18 protein-coding genes and 1 tRNA gene are annotated in these 17,477 nt (G+C 72.1%); 5 read left to right on the top strand and 14 right to left on the bottom strand.

Annotated elements, in window-relative coordinates; genetic code table 11:
- Positions 1-66 precede the first annotated feature (66 nt).
- Positions 67-369 (bottom strand): GroES family chaperonin, encoded by a 303-nt coding sequence (locus ACIQBJ_RS32000; protein ID WP_400717929.1) that lies wholly within the window; start codon positions 367-369, stop codon positions 67-69.
- A 189-nt stretch (positions 370-558) separates the two neighbouring features.
- A complete protein-coding gene (locus ACIQBJ_RS31995; protein ID WP_400717674.1) occupies positions 559-909 on the bottom strand; it encodes a DUF3618 domain-containing protein in 351 nt (116 codons plus the stop codon).
- A 146-nt stretch (positions 910-1,055) separates the two neighbouring features.
- Here ACIQBJ_RS31995 and bcp point away from each other — a divergent pair, with 146 nt between their 5' ends.
- Positions 1,056-1,529: a thioredoxin-dependent thiol peroxidase gene (bcp, locus tag ACIQBJ_RS31990; RefSeq protein WP_400717672.1), complete on the top strand. Its 474-nt coding sequence runs from the start codon at positions 1,056-1,058 to the stop codon at positions 1,527-1,529.
- Between the two features lie 71 nt (positions 1,530-1,600).
- On the opposite strand, the gene ACIQBJ_RS31985 is transcribed toward bcp, so the two are convergent.
- A complete protein-coding gene (locus tag ACIQBJ_RS31985; RefSeq protein ID WP_400717927.1) occupies positions 1,601-3,964 on the bottom strand; it encodes a chitinase C-terminal domain-containing protein in 2,364 nt (787 codons plus the stop codon).
- 290 nt (positions 3,965-4,254) lie between these two features.
- Positions 4,255-6,591 carry a glycosyl hydrolase family 18 protein gene (locus ACIQBJ_RS31980; RefSeq protein WP_400717670.1) on the bottom strand — a complete coding sequence of 779 codons (2,337 nt, stop codon included), beginning with the start codon at positions 6,589-6,591 and terminating at the stop codon, positions 4,255-4,257.
- 253 nt (positions 6,592-6,844) lie between these two features.
- Here ACIQBJ_RS31980 and ACIQBJ_RS31975 point away from each other — a divergent pair.
- Positions 6,845-6,928 (top strand) — tRNA-Leu (locus tag ACIQBJ_RS31975).
- Between the two features lie 84 nt (positions 6,929-7,012).
- On the opposite strand, the gene rdgB is transcribed toward ACIQBJ_RS31975, so the two are convergent.
- The 4 genes from rdgB to ACIQBJ_RS31955 all read right to left on the bottom strand — a co-directional run bounded on the left by rdgB (position 7,013) and on the right by ACIQBJ_RS31955 (position 9,250).
- Positions 7,013-7,618 (bottom strand): RdgB/HAM1 family non-canonical purine NTP pyrophosphatase, encoded by a 606-nt coding sequence (gene rdgB, locus ACIQBJ_RS31970; protein ID WP_400717668.1) that lies wholly within the window; start codon positions 7,616-7,618, stop codon positions 7,013-7,015.
- 26 nt (positions 7,619-7,644) lie between these two features.
- Positions 7,645-8,040 (bottom strand): hypothetical protein, encoded by a 396-nt coding sequence (locus tag ACIQBJ_RS31965; RefSeq protein ID WP_400717666.1) that lies wholly within the window; start codon positions 8,038-8,040, stop codon positions 7,645-7,647.
- A gap of 130 nt (positions 8,041-8,170) precedes the next feature.
- Positions 8,171-8,896: a ribonuclease PH gene (rph, locus tag ACIQBJ_RS31960; protein ID WP_400717663.1), complete on the bottom strand. Its 726-nt coding sequence runs from the start codon at positions 8,894-8,896 to the stop codon at positions 8,171-8,173.
- 120 nt (positions 8,897-9,016) lie between these two features.
- Positions 9,017-9,250: a glucose PTS transporter subunit EIIB gene (locus tag ACIQBJ_RS31955; RefSeq protein ID WP_400717660.1), complete on the bottom strand. Its 234-nt coding sequence runs from the start codon at positions 9,248-9,250 to the stop codon at positions 9,017-9,019.
- A 371-nt stretch (positions 9,251-9,621) separates the two neighbouring features.
- Here ACIQBJ_RS31955 and ACIQBJ_RS31950 point away from each other — a divergent pair, with 371 nt between their 5' ends.
- Both ACIQBJ_RS31950 and ACIQBJ_RS31945 read left to right on the top strand, forming a co-directional pair.
- Complete coding sequence (locus ACIQBJ_RS31950; protein WP_400717656.1) at positions 9,622-10,911, top strand: PTS transporter subunit EIIC; 1,290 nt, start codon at positions 9,622-9,624, stop codon at positions 10,909-10,911.
- Positions 10,912-11,135: 224 nt separating this feature from the next.
- A complete protein-coding gene (locus ACIQBJ_RS31945) occupies positions 11,136-12,386 on the top strand; it encodes a PTS transporter subunit EIIC (RefSeq protein ID WP_400717654.1) in 1,251 nt (416 codons plus the stop codon).
- A 25-nt stretch (positions 12,387-12,411) separates the two neighbouring features.
- Here the strand turns inward: ACIQBJ_RS31945 and ACIQBJ_RS31940 are convergent, their stop codons facing one another.
- Positions 12,412-13,359, bottom strand: a complete 948-nt coding sequence (locus ACIQBJ_RS31940) for a LuxR C-terminal-related transcriptional regulator (protein ID WP_400717651.1) — start codon at positions 13,357-13,359, stop codon at positions 12,412-12,414.
- Between the two features lie 194 nt (positions 13,360-13,553).
- Between ACIQBJ_RS31940 and ACIQBJ_RS31935 the strand changes: the two genes are divergently transcribed.
- On the top strand, positions 13,554-14,471 hold the full coding sequence (locus tag ACIQBJ_RS31935) for a branched-chain amino acid transaminase (RefSeq protein WP_400717649.1): 918 nt from the start codon (positions 13,554-13,556) through the stop codon (positions 14,469-14,471).
- On the opposite strand, the gene ACIQBJ_RS31930 is transcribed toward ACIQBJ_RS31935, so the two are convergent.
- The 5 genes from ACIQBJ_RS31930 to ACIQBJ_RS31910 all read right to left on the bottom strand — a co-directional run bounded on the left by ACIQBJ_RS31930 (position 14,459) and on the right by ACIQBJ_RS31910 (position 17,258).
- Positions 14,459-15,211 (bottom strand): MBL fold metallo-hydrolase, encoded by a 753-nt coding sequence (locus ACIQBJ_RS31930; protein WP_400717647.1) that lies wholly within the window; start codon positions 15,209-15,211, stop codon positions 14,459-14,461. The two genes, ACIQBJ_RS31935 and ACIQBJ_RS31930, sit on opposite strands and share 13 nt — an antisense overlap.
- 164 nt (positions 15,212-15,375) lie before the next feature.
- The gene (locus tag ACIQBJ_RS31925) at positions 15,376-15,564 is read right to left on the bottom strand and encodes a MarR family transcriptional regulator (RefSeq protein ID WP_400717644.1); all 189 of its coding nucleotides are present in this window, start codon (positions 15,562-15,564) and stop codon (positions 15,376-15,378) included.
- 218 nt (positions 15,565-15,782) lie between these two features.
- The gene (locus ACIQBJ_RS31920) at positions 15,783-16,751 is read right to left on the bottom strand and encodes a PLP-dependent cysteine synthase family protein (RefSeq protein ID WP_400717641.1); all 969 of its coding nucleotides are present in this window, start codon (positions 16,749-16,751) and stop codon (positions 15,783-15,785) included.
- A complete protein-coding gene (locus ACIQBJ_RS31915; protein ID WP_014135950.1) occupies positions 16,751-17,029 on the bottom strand; it encodes a MoaD/ThiS family protein in 279 nt (92 codons plus the stop codon). The genes ACIQBJ_RS31920 and ACIQBJ_RS31915 overlap by 1 nt, the downstream gene beginning before the upstream one ends.
- Positions 17,030-17,144: 115 nt before the next feature.
- Positions 17,145-17,258 carry a putative leader peptide gene (locus tag ACIQBJ_RS31910; RefSeq protein WP_400717638.1) on the bottom strand — a complete coding sequence of 38 codons (114 nt, stop codon included), beginning with the start codon at positions 17,256-17,258 and terminating at the stop codon, positions 17,145-17,147.
- Between the last annotated feature and the right edge of the window lie 219 nt (positions 17,259-17,477).

Here is a 17,477-nt window from a genome sequence, read left to right as displayed (position 1 = left end):
ATGCCCGGCGACCCCCGGACCGCACCCGATTTATGACGCCCCGTCAGCGGCCGGGGCGGCCGCCCGCTACAGGTACAGCCCCGTCGACCCCTCGTTGTCCCCGAACCGCCCCGCGGCCACCGCGTGCAGGTCGCGCTCGCGCAGCAGCACGTACGTCGCGCCGCGGACCTCGACCTCCAGCTTGTCCTCCGGGTCGTACAGCACCCGGTCCCCCGGCTCCACCGAGCGGACGCTCTGGCCGACGGCCACCGCCTCGGCCCAGGCGCAGCGCCGGGAGAGTTCGGCGGTGGCGGGGATCAGGATGCCGCCGGTGGAGCGGCGCTCGCCCTCCCCGGCCTCCGTCCTGACCAGTACCCGGTCGTGCAGCATCCGGATCGGGAGCTTCTCCCCGAGCCGGTCGTGCGGTCCTCGGTCGCCGGCTCCGGCCGTGTCCTGCGTGTCGTTCTCGCTCACGCCCCGACCGTACCCCGCCGGGTACGGCGGCGGGGCCCCGGGCACCCGCCCGCGGCCCCGCCGTCCGCTCCGCGGACCGTCGGCCCTCGAAGGCCCTCGACCCGCTCAGCGCCTGCGTCGGCGCCGCGCCGCGGCGATCAGCAGCACCGTGCCGACGCCGACCAGCGCGACCGGCACCACCCGTTCCGCCCGCAACCGGCCGTCCTCGTCGACGAACTTCGCCCGGGCCTGCTCGACGGCGCCGCTCGCGGCGACGTACGCCTGCCCGGCCTTCTGCTCGACCGAGGCGCGCAGCCTGGCCTTGGTCTGGGCGGCGACGGTGGCCGGGTGGACGCGCATGGCGAGTTCGTCGAGGGTCGCGGCCAGCCGGTCCCTGCTCCCGGCGATGTCCGCCTCGATCTGGGCCGTCGTGCGTGGTGCCGACGTGTCCTTGCCGCTCGCTGCCACTGGGGCCACCCCTCTCCTCTGCTACCGCTGGGTACTTCCTTCTCCACCGACAGTCTGTCAGCTCGCTGCGGCGCTCGCGCAGCGCCACCCACCAACGGGAGTAGGTTGGCGGGGAGCACCAGCACCGGCCCTGTCCCAGAGGAGATCCCAGCACCGTGAGCGAGCGCCTGCAGGCGGGCGACACCGCCCCCGCCTTCACCCTGTCCGACGCCGACGGCAACCAGGTGTCGCTGGCCGACCACCTGGGCCGCAAGGTGATCGTGTACTTCTACCCGGCCGCGCTGACCCCGGGCTGCACCAAGCAGGCCTGCGACTTCACCGACAACCTGGCGGTGTTCGAGGGGGCGGGCTACGACGTGATCGGCGTCTCGCCGGACAAGCCGGAGAAGCTCGGGAAGTTCCGCGAGACCGAGAACCTGAAGGTGACGCTGCTGTCCGACCCGGACCACGCGGTGCTGGAGGCGTACGGCGCGTACGGCGAGAAGGTGAACTACGGCCGCACCTACCAGGGCGTGATCCGCTCCACGGTGGTCGTGGACGAGGCCGGCAAGGTCGAGCGGGCGCTGTACAACGTCCGGGCGACCGGCCACGTGGCGAAGCTGCTGAAGGACCTGAAGGTCGGTCAGTAGCCCGGAGCACGCAGCGGTGGCGGCCGACCCCCCGACCGGGTCGACCGCCACCGCCGTTCATGGGCTCGGGATCAGCAGGCCCCGAGGTCCGTCCAGACGCCCCAGGCGCCGCTCAGCGAGGGGTCCTCGCCCGCGGTCCACCACTTGTTCTGGTAGTAGTGGCCCTTCCACGACACCTTGGTGACGGTGGCGTAGGTGGTGCCGGCGCTCCAGCTCGGCGCGCCGGAGCAGGTCCCGACGGTGGCCGACGCGGACGGCGAGGCCGACTGCGAGGCCGACTGCGACGGGCTCGCGGACGCCGACTGGGAGGCCGAGGCGGAGGCCGACGGGGACGCCGACTGCGAGGCGGAGGCCGAGGCGGACGGGGACGGCGAGGAGGTGCTCGCGGTGGTGCCGCGGGTGTAGTCGCCGGTGATGCCGTACAGCGTGCCGCCGACGTTCACGGTCCAGTTGGCGGGGGTGGAGACCGGCAGGTAGTAGACGAAGGCGACGTCCACCGAGGCGCCGGGCGCCAGGGTCTGCCAGGTCGGGAGCTTCAGCGAGACCCGGTTGTAGGTGCCCTTGAGGCCGCCGACGTTGCTGCCGGTGTGGTCGGTCCGGATCACCTTGGAGCCGAAACCGGACTGGTCGGCGGCGTTGCCGGGCGCGGAGACCGAGTAGTCGAACTGGAACTCGGTGCCGCCCGGCAGGGTGACCGTCGAGTTGTTGACGATGTGGATCTTCGGGTTGATCGGGTAGTTGTTGTCGCCCAGCGCGAACTGGGTGAACGACACGTCGATCGGCAGGGTCTGCTGCGGCAGCGCGATGGTGGAGCGGGTCGCGCCGTACGCGGAGGCGGACTTGAACTTGTCGTAGAGCAGCGAGGTCATGGTGTTGCCCTGGACGTACTCGCCCTTGCCGCCGTTGGCGGTGGCGTCCCACTTGTAGTCGCCCGCGAGCTCCCAGATCATCGCGCCGCCGACGCCCTGGTTGACCACGTAGTCGGCCTTGGCGCCGATCGACTGGTCGTCCTCGGTGGAGAGGAAGACCTTCTTGGTGTCGTTCCACAGCCACGGCGCGACCAGGGCCGAGCTGTAGTTGCGGGCGTAGGTGCCCTTGAGCGCGGTGTCGGTGACGCCGTACTTGGAGAGGTAGTCCGGCACGACGCCGGCCTCCAGGTTCTTGGCGTGCCACATCGGGTTGGAGCCGGCCGGCGACTCCTTGCCGTTGGTGTCCAGGTCGTGCCAGATGTTGTCGATGCCGACGGCGCCGTCGCCACAGGTCGTCAGGCCGGAGCCGGCCGGGCAGTTGGTGGTGGAGGAGGTGCCCCACAGGCCGTTGGTGCCGCCCTGCACGTTCTGGAAGCCGCGGGTGTAGTACGGCACGCCGAGGTTGATCCGGCCGGCCGGCATCGCGCCGCGGAAGTAGTGCACGGCCCAGTCGGTGTTCAGGTAGCCGATGCCGCCGTACTGCGAGGTGCCGTACACGTTGGCGGCCGCCAGCTCGGCGTCCTTGCCGTCGTCGTACAGCGAGGCGTTCGGGCCGACGTACTTGTTCCAGGCGCCGTGCAGGTCGTACGACATGATGTTGACGTAGTCCAGGTACTGGGTGACCTGGAAGGTCTCCATGCCGCGCAGCAGGTAGCCCGAGGACGGGGCGGCGACCGACAGCAGGTAGTACTTGCCGTCGGCGGCGGAGGCCCGGTCGAGCTTCTCCCGCATGGTCTTCATCAGCGCGGCGTAGCCCTTCATCAGGGAGGCGCGCTTGGCGTTGGAGAGGGTGTAGTCGAGCGGGTTGCCCGCGTCCTTCATCGAGGTCGGGTACTCGTAGTCGAGGTCGACGCCGTTGAAGCCGTACTTCTTGATGAAGGTGACGGCGGAGTCCGCGAAGGTGTTGATGCCGGCCTGGTTGACCGACCCGTCCGCGTTGACGGTCATCGAGTAGAAGCCGCCCGAGTTCACCCGGCTGCCCGAGTCGTCGAAGTAGCCGCCGGTCTCGGCCCAACCGCCCACCGAGACCATGGTCTTGACGTTCGGGTACTGCTTCTTGAACTTGCTGAGCAGGTTGAAGTGGCCCTTGTACGAGTACGCCGGGTCCATCTCCGCGCCGGCCACGCCGGGGAAGGTCATCCCGGTCGAGGCGTTGTTCGGGCCGTCCGTGCCGACCGACAGGGTGTTGTCGGAGGCGACGTGCGCGAACGCGTAGTTGAGGTGGGTGACCTTGTCCCAGGGGATGTTGTTCACCAGGTAGGCGGGCGTGCCGTCCTTGCCGGTGCGCCAGCTGGTGAAGTAGCCGATGACGCGGCGCTGGTGGTCGGCGCCCATCTGCTCGCGGCCGCTGGTGTCGTAGACGTTGCAGTAGGGGACGTCGACGCCGGGCGTGGTGTACATGCCGTCGGGACGGCACGTCTGGTTGTCGACGGCGGCGGCGGACGGGGCGACGCCGAGCGTGCCCATCAGCAGGCCCGCCAGTCCCGCGGCCGCGGTGACGGCGAACGCCGCCCTGCGGCCCTTGGTGTGGCGGCCGGCAGCGGTGGGACGCTGCTCCGCCCTGTTTCGGATCAACACTCGGTCCTCCAGGAGAGAGTGTCGTGCGCACGGCCGTGGGAAGCCGGGCACATGTGGGGGAAGTTCCGCCGAACTTAAAAGGTCTGGACCACCCGCGTCAACAGGTCTGTACCAACTTGGCGAGAAAGGCCGGACCGTCCGCAGTCGGACGATCCGGCCTTCCCCAGGGGGGCCTGACGCTACTTCATGCTGCTGGTCATCGCGTTGACCAGCGTCCCGGCCGGGTCGTCGGCCTCCAGCGAGTAGGCGAAGACGCCGCCGAGGCCCTTGGCGGTGGCGTACGCGCCGCGCGCCGCGATGGCCTGCGGGGTGTCACCGGTCCACAGGTTGGTGCCGTCGTAGATCCACGAGCTCTGCGTGGTCGGGTCCCAGTGCACCGAGGACCCGGTGGTCTTCCCGGCCGCCGCCAGCTCCTTCCAGAACGCCACGCCGGCCGTCTGGCTGGTCCCCTGCGCCCCGGCCGGGCCGGTCGCGGTCTGGTACAGGCCGTAGTTGCCCCCGGCCGGCACGCCGGTCCACCCGCGCAGGTAGAACGGCACGCCCAGCACCAGCCGGTTCGCCGGGAACCCGCCCTTGATGCCGTACGCCGGGGCGCCGTTCAGGTAGGCGTTCACCGCGTTGTCGACGGTGTACTTCTGGGTGCCCGGGGCGACCGGGTTGGACGGGTCGTTCGGGCTGTCGTACAGCGGGTCCTGCAGGTTGGTCGGGCCGGTCGCGTCCCAGGCACCGTGCATGTCGTACGACATCACGTTGCCGTAGTCCAGGTACTTCCCGATCTGGTCGGTCTGCAGCAGCGCGATCTTGTCCTGGCCGGACGGCAGCGCGGCGGTCAGCAGGTACTTCTTGCCGACGGTCTTCCCGTACGCGTCCAGCTGGTTGCGGAACTCGGCCAGCAGCGCGGTGTAGTTCGCGGTGTCGGCGGCCGACCAGTGGTTGCCGGTGTGGCCGCCCGCGGAGGCCGGGTACTCCCAGTCGATGTCGATGCCGTCGAAAATGCCCATCGCCGCGGCGGCCCCGCCGGTCGCGTCGCCCTGGATCGAGGGCAGGTTGCCCTTGATGAACATGTCGAGGCAGGAGGAGACCAGCTTCTTGCGCGAGGCGTCGGTGGCCGCCGCGTCCGAGAAGTACTTGGAGTACGTCCAGCCGCCCAGCGACATGGTCATCCGCAGGTTCGGGTACTTCGCCTTGAGCTCGCGCAGCTGGTTGAAGTTGCCCTTCAGCGGCTGGGTCCAGGCGTCGGTGGTGCCGTCCACCGCGATGTCCGCGGTGTAGCCCTTCTGGTAGTCCGCGAACGCGTCGCCCGCGCCGTCGCCGGCGTTCGGGTTGTTGTCGTTGGTGTCGGCGGCCTTGATGGTCTCGAAGCAGCTCAGCGTCGACGGGTCGATGTTGGCGAACGCGTAGGTCATCGTGTTCAGCCCGGCGGCCGCGCCGGTCGCCGCCATCGTCGACGGGTAGTACTTGTTCCCGTAGATGCCCCACTGCGCGAAGTACGCCGACTTGAGCGCCCCGGTCGGGGCCGCCCCGGTGGTCACGGTCACCGGCGCGGAGAACCCGCTGCTGTGCCCGTCCTTGTCGTAGCCCTGCACGGTGAAGCTGTACGCGGTGTTCGGCAGCAGCGAGGAGACGGTGACGGTGGTGCCCATCGAGGTCGCGGTCTGGGTGGCGGTGCCGCCGGTGAAGATCCGGTAGACCGCGCTGTTGCCGTTCTGCGCGTTGTCGGCGGACGCGTTCCACTTCAGCGTCACCGCGGTGCCCGCCACGCTCGCGGTCAGCCCGGTCGGCGTGGTCACCACCCCGTCGCCGCCCGGCGTCCCGGTCTGCGAGGCGCTGGCACTGGCACTGGCCGACGGCGAGGCGCTCTGCGAGGGCGACGCGGAGGTCGAGGGGGACGCGGAGGCGCTGGCGCTCGCACTGGGGCTCGGGCTCGAACTCCCGCTCGCCGAGGGGCTGCTGGAGCCGCTGCCGCCGGGGCCGGTGAGCTGCAGGTCGTCCGCCCCGTAGGTGCCCTGGCCGTACCAGCCGTGGGTGTAGACCGTCACCGAGGTGGTGGCCGCGCCGGTGGTGAAGGTGGTGCTCCGGTTGACCCAGTCGGCGCTGGAGCCCCAGGCGTTGGTGTCGGTGGTGCCGGTGCCGGTGACGCCCAGGTAGGTGTAGTTGCCCTTCAGCCAGCCGCTCAGGCTGTAGGTGGTGTTCGGGCTGACCGCGACGGTCTGCGCGCACTGCGCGCTGTCCGAGGCGGAGGCCGCCGCCTGCAGCGCCTTGCTGCCGCCGTGCGGGGCGGTGCCGGTGATCGAGCCGAGGCCGCCGGAGCAGCTCCAGCCCGCCAGGGTGCCGGTCTCGAAGTCGCCGTTGGCCAGCAGGTTCACGGTGGCGGCCGAGGAGGCCCCGCCGATCACGGTGACCAGTCCGGCGGCCCCGGCCACCAGGGCGGTCGCGGTCGCCAGCGCGGTGCCGGCCTTCAACGGACGCCGCCCGGGGCGGGCGGCGGAGCGCGCGGTCGTGGCGCGTTCGGGCATGGGGTCGCTCCAATGCTCGCGCCCGGCAGGGGGACCGGGCGCCGTGGGGGAGGAATGACGTGCCGGGGCCCGGCCGTTGCGCACCGGCGGGGCCCGATTTTCCGCGGATCGGCGCGAACGTATGTGGTCTGGACCACTCGGGTCAATAGGTCCATACCAATTCTTGAACAAGCCGGAGCGCCCCGGAACGCCGCCCGAAAGGGTGGTGCACGCCCGTGTGACGGGCAAGTAGCATGGCGGGAAGTCACTGTCGGCGGTCTTGGCGGAATTGGCAGACGCCCGGGTTTTAGGTGCCCGTGAGAGAGATCTCGTGAGGGTTCGAGTCCCTCAGGCCGCACAGGGGTTCGCATGCGGGAGGCCCGTCCGGATTCGTCCGGACGGGCCTCTCCGCGCGTTCGGCGGCGACGGGCCTGACGGCGGGTCAGCCGAGCAGTTCGGCGACCACGGGGGCGAGCGCCCGGAAGGCCTGGCCGCGGTGGCTGATCGCGTTCTTCTCCTCGGCGGTCAGCTCGGCGCAGGTCCGGCTCTCGCCGAGCGGCTGCAGGATCGGGTCGTAGCCGAAGCCGCCGCTGCCGGCCGGCTCGGTGCGCAGGGTGCCGAGCAGCCGGCCCTCGACGACCCGCTCGGTGCCGTCGGGCAGGGCCAGCGCGGCGGCGCAGGCGAAGGACGCGGCGCGGTGCTCGGCGCCGATGTCGCCGAGCTGGGCGAGCAGCAGGTCCAGGTTGGCCTTGTCGTCGCCGTGCCGGCCGGCCCAGCGGGCGGAGAAGATCCCGGGCGCCCCGCCGAGCACGTCCACGCACAGGCCGGAGTCGTCGGCGACGGCGGGCAGCCCGGTGGCCTTCGCCAGCGCGTGCGCCTTCAGCAGGGCGTTCTCGGCGAAGGTCACCCCGGTCTCCGGCACGTCCGGCACCTCGGGGAAGGCGTCCGCCCCGACCAGTTCGACCTCCAGTCCGGCCGCGCCGAGGATGTCGCGCAGCTCGGCGACCTTGTGCTGGTTGCGGGTGGCGAGAACGAGTCGCTTGGTCATGCCCCCAGCCTAGGCCGTGGCGGTGCTCAGCCCGTGCAGACCTTGCTGATCTGGCCGGCCGCGCTGCCGAGCGGGCCGAGGTCGGGGACCTGGTTGTTGTCGACGGCCTGCTGGACCTTGTCGACCTGGGTCTGCAGGGCGTCGATCGCCTTGGTGACGTCCACGTCACTGGAGTTGCGCCCCAGCTTGTCCATGTCGGTCTTGAGGCGCTGCAGCGCCTGCCCGGCGGCGGCCGGGTCCTGCTGGGCGTTGTTGTAGGCGCTGCCGACCTGGGCGACGTCGGTGGAGATCTGCACCGCGGTGTTGGCGCAGTCCACGGCCTTCTGGGCGGCCGAGCAGCTGACCACGCTCAGCGGCAGCACCAGGACCAGCGCGGCGACGGCGAGCGCGGCGGTGCGGTTGATGCTCAGCGACTGCTGCATCGGCGAGTCCTCCAGAGGGGTGTGCGGGCCCACAGCGAACGTTAAGGGCGGACCCGCGCGCCTGTACAGCACGCGCGGGCCACCCGCCGTTTCTGACGGCCTTTCGGCCCACAGCGGTTCCCCGGGAGGGCTAGAGCTCCAGGGCCTTGCGCTGGATCTCGTCGAGTTCGGCGCAGCCCAGGCTGCCCAGGTCGAGCAGTTGGTCGAGCAGCGCGCGGTCGAAGGGGGCGCCCTCGGCGGTGCCCTGGACCTCGACGAAGCGCCCGTCGGAGGTGCAGACCACGTTCATGTCGGTCTCGGCCCGGACGTCCTCCTCGTAGCGGAGGTCGAGCATCGGGACGCCGTCGATGATGCCGACGCTGACGGCGCTGACGCCGCCGGTGATCGGCTGCCCCTTGGCCCGGAGCAGCTTCTTCCCCCGGGCCCAGGAGACAGCGTCGACCAGGGCGACGTACGCGCCGGTGATCGCGGCGGTGCGGGTGCCGCCGTCGGCCTGCAGGACGTCGCAGTCGAGCACGATCGTGTTCTCGGCGAGCGCCCGGTGGTCGACCACGGCGCGCAGCGAGCGCCCGATCAGCCGGCTGATCTCGTGGGTGCGGCCGCCGATCTTGCCGCGGACGGACTCGCGGTCGCCGCGGGTGTTGGTGGCCCGGGGCAGCATGGCGTACTCGGCGGTGACCCAGCCCTCGCCGCTGCCCTTGCGCCAGCGCGGGACGCCCTCGGTGACGCTGGCGGTGCACAGCACCTTGGTGTCGCCGTAGGAGACCAGGACGGAGCCTTCGGCGTGCTTGCTCCAGTTCCGCTCGATGGTGATCGGTCGGAGCTGGTCGGGGGTGCGGCCGTCGATGCGTGACATGCGGACGAGCGTATCGGGTCCGGGCCGCGGCCCCGGCCGGGCGCACGCGCGACGGCCCGCCGGCCGGGGGTGTCCGGCGGGCGGGCCGTTCGGGTGGAGCGGGCCTGCGGGAGGCTCAGCTCACATCATGTCCTCGATCTCGGCGGCGATCGGGTCGGCGTCGGTGCCGATCACCACCTGGACGGCCGTCCCCATCTTCACCACACCGTGGGCGCCGGCGGCCTTGAGCGCGGCCTCGTCGACCTTGGAGGGGTCGTGGACCTCGGTGCGCAGCCGGGTGATGCAGCCCTCGACCTCGTCGATGTTCTCGATCCCGCCGAGACCGGCGACGATCTTCTCAGCCTTGCTGGCCATGGTCTTTCTCCCTCTGTATCGGCGCTTCGGCGGTCGGTCGCCGGGTGCCGTACTGCGTGTGCGGTGGTACCGGCCGGAGGTGACGCGGGATCAGTCTGCCGCGCCTTCCGACGGCGCGACCAGCATCACCCGATTCCGGACGATATGCCACGTTAGTCCACTTTCGGGCTATCTCCGCGCGCGGCCCGCTCCGGGACCGCCGGAGGATGGCGATCATCGGGCTCTCGAACCCGCGGACCGCCACTGCCCCACAAATGGTCTACACCAATTCTAGGTGTACCCGGGACAACGCAGGACGGTCCGCCGGTGTTCCTGGCCCCACGCACGGATGAACCCCAGAGACGTACGGGCACGGCAGCGGAGGGCCGACGATGAGTTCACCAGGCGCCACGGCGCACCAGTCCACGTGGTGGCAGACCTTCTACGGCGGCCTGCAGAAGATGGGCCGCAGCCTGCAGCTGCCGGTCGCCGTACTGCCCGCCGCCGGCATCCTGAACCGGCTCGGCCAGCCCGACATCTTCGGCGCCGACGGCCTCGGCTGGGACAAGGTCGCCACCGCGATCGGGGCGGCCGGCGGCGCCCTGCTCAACTCGGCCCTCGGCCTGCCGCTGCTGTTCTGCATCGGCGTGGCGATCGGCATGGCCAAGAAGGCCGACGGCTCGACCGCGCTCGCCGCGGTGGCCGGCTTCCTGGTCTACTACACCGTCCTGCAGGCCTTCCCGCAGGACTGCCCGACCGGCTCGGTGCTCAAGGGCACCTTCTGCGTCGACTTCACCGCGGACAAGGCCGTGAAGGCGGACTTCCAGAATCCGGGCGTGCTCGGCGGCATCCTGATGGGCCTGTTCTCGGCCTGGCTGTGGGTACGCTTCCACCGGGTCCGACTGGTCGACTGGCTGGGCTTCTTCAACGGCCGCCGCCTGGTCCCGATGATCACCGCCCTGGTCGGCCTGGCCTTCGGCTCGCTGATGGTGTGGATCTGGGAGCCGATCGGCAACGGCCTGACCGACTTCTCCAAGTGGCTCTCCGACCTGGACGCGGTCGGCTCCGGCATCTTCGGCGTCGCCAACCGCGCGCTGCTGCTGATCGGCATGCACCAGCTGCTGAACACCTTCGTCTGGTTCCAGTTCGGCGACTTCACCAAGCCGGACGGCACGGTGGTCAACGGTGACATCAACCGCTTCCTGGCGGGCGACCCGACGGCCGGCCAGTTCACCTCCGGCTTCTTCCCGATCATGATGTTCGCGCTGCCTGCGGCCGCCATGGCCATCGCGGCCGCGGCCAAGCCGCACCGGCGCAAGGAGATCTACGGCCTGATGACCTCGGTCGCGCTGACCTCCTTCGTCACCGGCGTGACCGAGCCGATCGAGTACTCCTTCGCCTACGTGGCCCCCCTGCTGTACGCGGTGCACGCGCTGCTGACCGGCGTCTCGATGGCCGTCACCTGGGCCCTGGGCGTGCACGACGGCTTCAGCTTCTCGGCCGGCCTGCTCGACTACGTGATCAACTGGAGCCTGGCGACGAAACCCTGGCTGATCATCCCGATCGGCCTGTGCTTCGCGGCGGTCTACTACTTCCTGTTCCGCTTCATCATCGTCAAGTTCGACCTGAAGACCCCGGGTCGCGAGGACGACGACGAGGTCGAGGACGTGACCAAGGCCTGAGGGCCGGTTCGGCGCGCCCCCGGCGGGAGACCCCTCCCGACCGGGGGCGCGGCGCTGCCGGGGCACTGACAGGACGTCAGGGCGGGGAAGGTTTCGATTCGGTGGCGCTTGCCCGCGACCCGCCGCGAGAGGGTTCCGGAGCCCGATCGGCGCGTGCTAGAAAACTGGACAGGACCGTCAGTGGTCTAGACCAGAATCGCGCTGCCGTGAGGAACCCGCCCGCTATGAGTACGACCGCGCAGAACTCCCCGTCCGCGGCGGCGCCGGGCGGCCGGGGGCCGCGCTCGCGGGTCTTCCCGGCCCTGCAGAAGATCGGCCGCAGCCTGCAGCTGCCGATCGCCGTGCTGCCCGCCGCCGGCCTCCTGCTGCGGCTCGGCCAGCCGGACGTGTTCGGCGCCGACGGGCTGGGGTGGACCAGGGTCGCCGAGGTGTTCTACGCCTCCGGGCACGCCGTCTTCGACTGGATGCCGCTGCTGTTCTGCGTCGGCATCGCGATCGGGTACGCCCGGAAGGCCGACGGCTCCACCGCGCTGGCCGCGCTGGTCGGCTTCCTGACGTACCACCAGGTGCTCACCGCCTTCCCGAAGACCGCCTACCAGGTGCTGCCGGGCCAGGACGCCCCGGCCACCTACCAGGACCCGGGCGTGCTCGGCGGCGTGGTGGTCGGGCTGCTCGCCGCGCTGCTGTGGCAGCGGCTGCACCGGGTCCGGCTGGTCGACTGGCTGGGGTTCTTCAACGGGCGGCGGCTGGTCCCGATCGTGATGGCCTTCGTCGGCACCGGGCTCGGCATCCTGTTCGGCCTGTGCTGGGGGCCGGTCGGCGACGCCGTCGACAGCTTCAGCAACTGGGTGATCGGCCTGGGCGCGCTCGGCTCCGGGATCTTCGGAGTGATCAACCGGGCGCTGCTGCCGTTCGGCCTGCACCAGATCGCCAACACCTTCTTCTGGCAGCAGGCCGGCAGCTTCGAGACGGCCGGCCGGGTGGTCCACGGCGACCAGAACCGGTTCTTCCAACTCGACCCGAGCGCCGGGCAGTTCATGTCCGGCTTCTTCCCGGTGATGATGTTCGGGCTGCCCGCCGCCGCGCTCGCCATCGCGCACTGCGCCCGCCCCGAGCGGCGCCGCGCCGTGCTCGGCATGATGTTCTCGCTCGCCCTGACCTCGTTCGTGACCGGCATCACCGAGCCGATCGAGTTCGCCTTCGTCTTCATCGCCCCCGCCCTGTACGCCGTGCACGCCCTGCTCACCGGGCTCTCGATGGCCGTCACCTGGGCGCTGGGCGTGCACCACGGCTTCACCTTCTCCGCGGGCGCGATCGACTACGTGCTGAACTGGAGCTACGCGCGACAACCCTGGCTGATCGTCCCGATCGGGCTGGCCTTCGCGGCGGTCTACTACACGGTCTTCCGGTTCGTGATCCTGCGCTTCGACCTGAGGACGCCCGGGCGCGAGGACGAGGACTTCGAGGACGGGTAGGCGCCGCCCGCCCGGGCCGGGGGCGTCAGATCCAGCCCAGCCGGGCCGCGTGCACGCCCGCCTGGAAGCGGGACTGGGCGCCCAGCGCGGTGGTCAGGTCGGCGACCAGGCGGCGCACCGTGCGGTCGGAGATCTCCAGCTTGCGGCCGATCGCCCGGTCGGTCAGGCCGGCCGCGAGCAGCCGCAGCACCTCGCGGTGGCGGTCGTCGGGCGTGGTGCGGCCGAGCAGTTCGGGCGGCACCCAGCTGGCCGCCCAGAAGTGCTCGAACAGCTCGCGCACCACGCTGACCACGGCCGGGTCGCGGACCACCACGGCGGCGGTGCCGGGCGGCTCGCCGGGTGCGGGCAGCACGGCCAGCCCGGCGTCCACCACGATCAGCCACAGCGGCAGGGTGTGTGCCACCCGGATGCTGGCGCCCGCCGCGGTGAGCTCCTGGACGTGCGCCAGCACCGCGCCCCGGTGCAGGGCCGCGGCCGGGTAGATGGTGCGCAGCGCGACCCGGTGGGCGAGCGCGATCCGCTCCCGGGCCAGCTTCTCGGCCAGGCCCGCCTCGGAGCTGTCCTGGCCGGGGCGCAGCGACAGCGCCTCGGCGCGGGCGCCGCGGGCGGCGTCCTCCAGCAGGGCGGCGACCCGGTCGGCGCCGCGGACGAGTTCGTGGGCGGCGCCGGTCTGCAGCGGCAGGTAGCGGGTGTGCAGGTGCTCGACGCGTTCGCGGGTGCGGCGGGCCTCGCCGAGCAGCGCGGTGAACCGGCGGTCGGAGTCGGCGAGCAGCTGCCGGACGGCGGTGTCGATCGAGACGGCGGTGACCCCGCTGGTGGTGGCGGTGGTGGCGCGGAGCAGTCCGAGGCCGCGCAGTTCGCCCAGGGCCTGCTGGAACTCCCGTTCCTCGCAGCCGAGTTCCTCGCGCAGGGCGTCCAGTGCCCGGCCGGGTTCGGCGAGCAGGCCGGCGTACAGGGCGGTGCTGGTCTCCACCCTCCGGGAGCCTAGGCCCGGGGCCGGTGGGCGGCGGCGGGTTTTCAGCATCCGAGACGACTCCGTCACCTGCGGCCGTTCCGTCGGCCGGGGGCGTCCGGGATGCGGGACGGGGGCGCCGCCGGCGGCCATGGCCGGATGCGGCGCGGCCCGGGCCCTTCGCCGGGCGGGGCGGGCTGCCCAGGATGGGCGGCATGACGATTCCCGAGTCCTCCGTGATCTGGTTCGACGGCGCGCTGGTGCCCTGGCGGGAGGCGCGCGTGCACGTGCTGACCCACGCCCTGCACTACGGCACCGGGGTGCTGGAGGGCACCCGGGTGTTCGACACGGCGGCCGGGCCCGCGGTGTTCCGGCTGGACGGGCACCTGGCCAGGCTGGAGCGCAGCGCCCGCATGCTGCGCATCGAACTCCCCTACAAGATGGACGAGTTGGCGGCGGCCACGGTGGCGCTGGTGGCGGCCAACGGCCATCGGGAGTGCTACCTGCGGCACCTGGCCTTCCTGGGGTACGGGGCGATGGGGCTGGACATGCGGCACTCCCCCACCAGCGTGTCGATCGCCTCCTGGGAGTGGCCGGCCCAGCTGCCGGCCGGGCGCGGGGTGCGGCTGGCGACCAGCAGTTGGCGGCGGACCGACCCCAACGCGGTCCCGCCGGCGGCGAAGGCCACCGGCCCGTACCTGAACTCGGCGCTGGCCCGGCGGGAGGCGACCGACGCGGGCTTCGACGAGGCGCTGCTGCTGGCCCCGGACGGGACGGTGGGCGAGTGCAGTTCGGAGAACGTGTTCGTGGTCCGCGACGGGGTGCTGCGCACTCCCCCGGGCAGCTCGGGCGCGCTGGAGGGGATCACCCAGGACACCCTGCTGACGCTGGCCCGGGACCTGGGCGCGGAGGTCCGGGTGGAGCCGCTGCTGCGCTCGGACCTGTACGCGGCGGACGAGGTGTTCCTGTCCGGGACGGCCGCCGGGGTGGTTCCGGTGGCCTCCCTGGACAACCGGGAACTACCGTCCGCGGAGGGTGAGTTGACGAAGCGTCTGGCGGCGGCGTACCGGGCCGCGGTGAGCGGCGCGGACGCCCGGTACCGGCACTGGCTGACGCCGGTTCAGAGTTCGTAGACGGCCCCGGCGCGGGCCAGCTCGACCGGGCCGGCGAAGGTCTCGGCGGCGTCCCGGCGGTTGCGCTCGCGCTCGGTCCACGGCGGGATGTGGGTGAGCACCAGGCGGCCCACCCCGGCCGCGGTGGCGTGCTCGCCGGCCTGGCGGCCGTTGAGGTGGATGGAGTCGAAGGTCTCCTTGCCGTCGGTGTAGGCCGCCTCGCAGAGGAACAGGTCGGCGCCGCGGGCGAGTTCGACCAGTTCGGGGCAGACGCCGGTGTCGCCGGAGTAGACCAGGCTGCGGCCGCCGTGCTCGATCCGGAAGCCGTAGGCCTCGCAGTCCAGGTGGTTGACCCGGGCGGCGGTGACGGTGAACGGGCCGAGGTCGAGCCGGGCGCCGTCGGAGAGGTCACGGAAGTCGAAGACCTCGGTCATGCCGGGCTTCTCCGGCATGTCGTAGGCGCGGGCGAGCCGGTCGGCGGTGCCGGCCGGGCCGTGCACGGGCAGCGGGTCGGGGCAGCCCTCGACCCGGTAGTTGCGGGCCACCCAGTAGGCGCACAGGTCGACGCAGTGGTCGGCGTGCAGGTGGCTGAGCAGGATCGCGTCGATGTCGTACAGGCCGGTGTACTTCTGCAGGGCGCCGAGCGCGCCGTTGCCGAGGTCGACGACCAGGCGGTAGCCGTCGGCCTCCACCAGGTAGCTGGAGCACGGGGAGTCCACGGCCGGGAAGCTCCCCGAGCACCCCACCACAGTCAGTTTCATGCCGAGCCCTTCCCGCCCCGTCGGGCCCCATCGCCCGCGGCCGCCCCGCCGGGCCGGTGCGGCGCGGCGGGTTCCATGAGTGTCGAGGGTAAGGGCCGGGGGGCACTTTGCCCCCTCTCCCGTGCCGGGCTGTGGGCGGAATCACCAGGACGGGGCGGGGGTGTTCAGCGGTGCCCGGGGCGGGCCCTGGCCCAGTCCTGGATGGTCTCGGGGTACCAGCGGGGGTGGCCGGCGGCGTCCACCCGGTCGGGTTCCGGCAGCAGCCCGTGCCGCTTGTAGTTGCGGACCGTCTCGGCCCGCACGTTGATGTGCCGGGCGATCTCGACGTACGACCAGAGCTCTCGGCCGGGCATGGCGCCCTCCTCCGGGATTGAGCGGCGGACCAGTGGTGCGCCGCCCAGCCTGCCGGGGGCCCGGGGGCGGGCCGTCCGCGACCGCCCGCGGTGACCGTTCCGTGACGAACCGGTCACGGGGGACGGACAAATGACGACATGTCACGGCGGTCCGATGATCCGACACGCACGGCGGCGCGGCCCCCGCGAGGGGTGCCGCGCCGCCCGCCGTCCGTGGCTCAGGCCCAGAGCTGGCCCTGCAGTGCCTCGACCGCCGCCTCGGTGGTCTCGGCGGTGTAGATGCCGGTGGACAGGTACTTCCAGCCGCCGTCGGCGACCACGAACACCACGTCGGCCCGCTCGCCGGCCTTGGCGGCCTTGCGGGCCACCCCGATCGCGGCGTGCGCGACGGCGCCGGTGGAGACGCCCGCGAAGATGCCCTCCAGCTGCAGCAGTTCGCGGGTGCGGGTGACGGCGTCGGCGGAGCCGACCGAGAAGCGGGTGGTGAGCACCTCGGGGTCGTACAGCTCCGGGACGAAGCCCTCGTCCAGGTTGCGCAGGCCGTACACCAGGTCGTCGTAGCGCGGCTCGGCGGCGACGATCTGCACGCCCGGGACCTTCTCGCGCAGGAAGCGGCCGATGCCCATCAGGGTGCCGGTGGTGCCCAGGCCGGCCACGAAGTGGGTGACGGTGGGCAGGTCGGCGAGGATCTCCGGGCCGGTGGTGGCGTAGTGCGCGCCGGCGTTGTCGGGGTTGCCGTACTGGTAGAGCATCACCCAGTCGGGGTGCTCGGCGGCGATCTCCTTGGCGATCCGCACCGCGGTGTTGGAGCCGCCCGCGGCGGGCGAGGGGATGATCTCCGCGCCCCACATCTTCAGCAGCTCGCGCCGCTCCTCGCTGGTGTTCTCCGGCATCACGCACACCATGCGGTAGCCCTTGAGCTTGGCCGCCATGGCGAGCGAGATGCCGGTGTTGCCGCTGGTCGGCTCCAGGATGGTGCAGCCCGGGGTGAGCCGGCCGGCCGCCTCGGCGCGCTCGATCATCCGCAGCGCCGGGCGGTCCTTGACCGAGCCGGTCGGGTTGCGGTCCTCCAGCTTGGCCCAGAGCGTGACCAGGCCGTCCTCGTTCCCGGGGACGGCCGCCGACAGCCGCGGCAGCCGCACCAGGGGCGTGTTGCCGATGGCCTCGATCGGGCTGTCGTAGCGCATTACTTCATCCCGCCGGCCACGGCCGGGAGGATGGTGACGCTGTCGCCGTCGGAGAGCGCGGTGGAGATGCCGTCGAGGAAGCGGACGTCCTCGTCGTTCAGGTAGACGTTGACGAAGCGGCGCAGCTCGCCGCCGTCCAGCAGCCGGGCGGCGATGCCGGGGTGGCGGGAGTCGAGGTCGGTGAACAGCTCCCCGAGGTCGGCGCCGTTGCCGTCGACGGCCTTGGCGCCGTCGGTGTAGGTACGGAGGATGGTCGGGATGCGGACCTCGATGGCCATGGCTGCGCTCCTGTGGAGTGGTTTCGGGATGCCGGGCCGGGCGGGGCGCGGCAGGGGAAGGAACCCCGGGGCGCCGGGGCGGGGTGCTGCTCGGGGTGGTGCCGGCCGTCGCCGGTCAGCGCGCGGCGGCGCCGGGACAGATCGCGCTGGCGAGCCGGCACAGGTCGACGTGCAGGCGCGCCACGAGGCGGGTGCCTGGGGCCTGATTGCTCACATCGACGGAACGCATGGACTCATCGTATAGATTCCCCGCCCCGCTTTGACATGCTTGTCTCGGCATCCGGTCCGCGGTGTTCCGAGGGGTGGGAAAACGGGTCGGGCCCCCCCCGCGGGGGCGCGGCGGGGCCCCCCCCCCCGCCCGGGGGGGGGGGGCCGCCGCGGCGCCCCCCCCCCCCCCCCCCGCGTGCCGCGGGATCACGCCCGCCCCCCAGGGGGACGTGCGGGCCAG

This window comes from Kitasatospora sp. NPDC088391, from assembly GCF_044753345.1.
Taxonomy (GTDB): Bacteria; Actinomycetota; Actinomycetes; order Streptomycetales; family Streptomycetaceae; genus Kitasatospora.
This window is presented reverse-complemented; position numbering and strand designations above follow the sequence as displayed.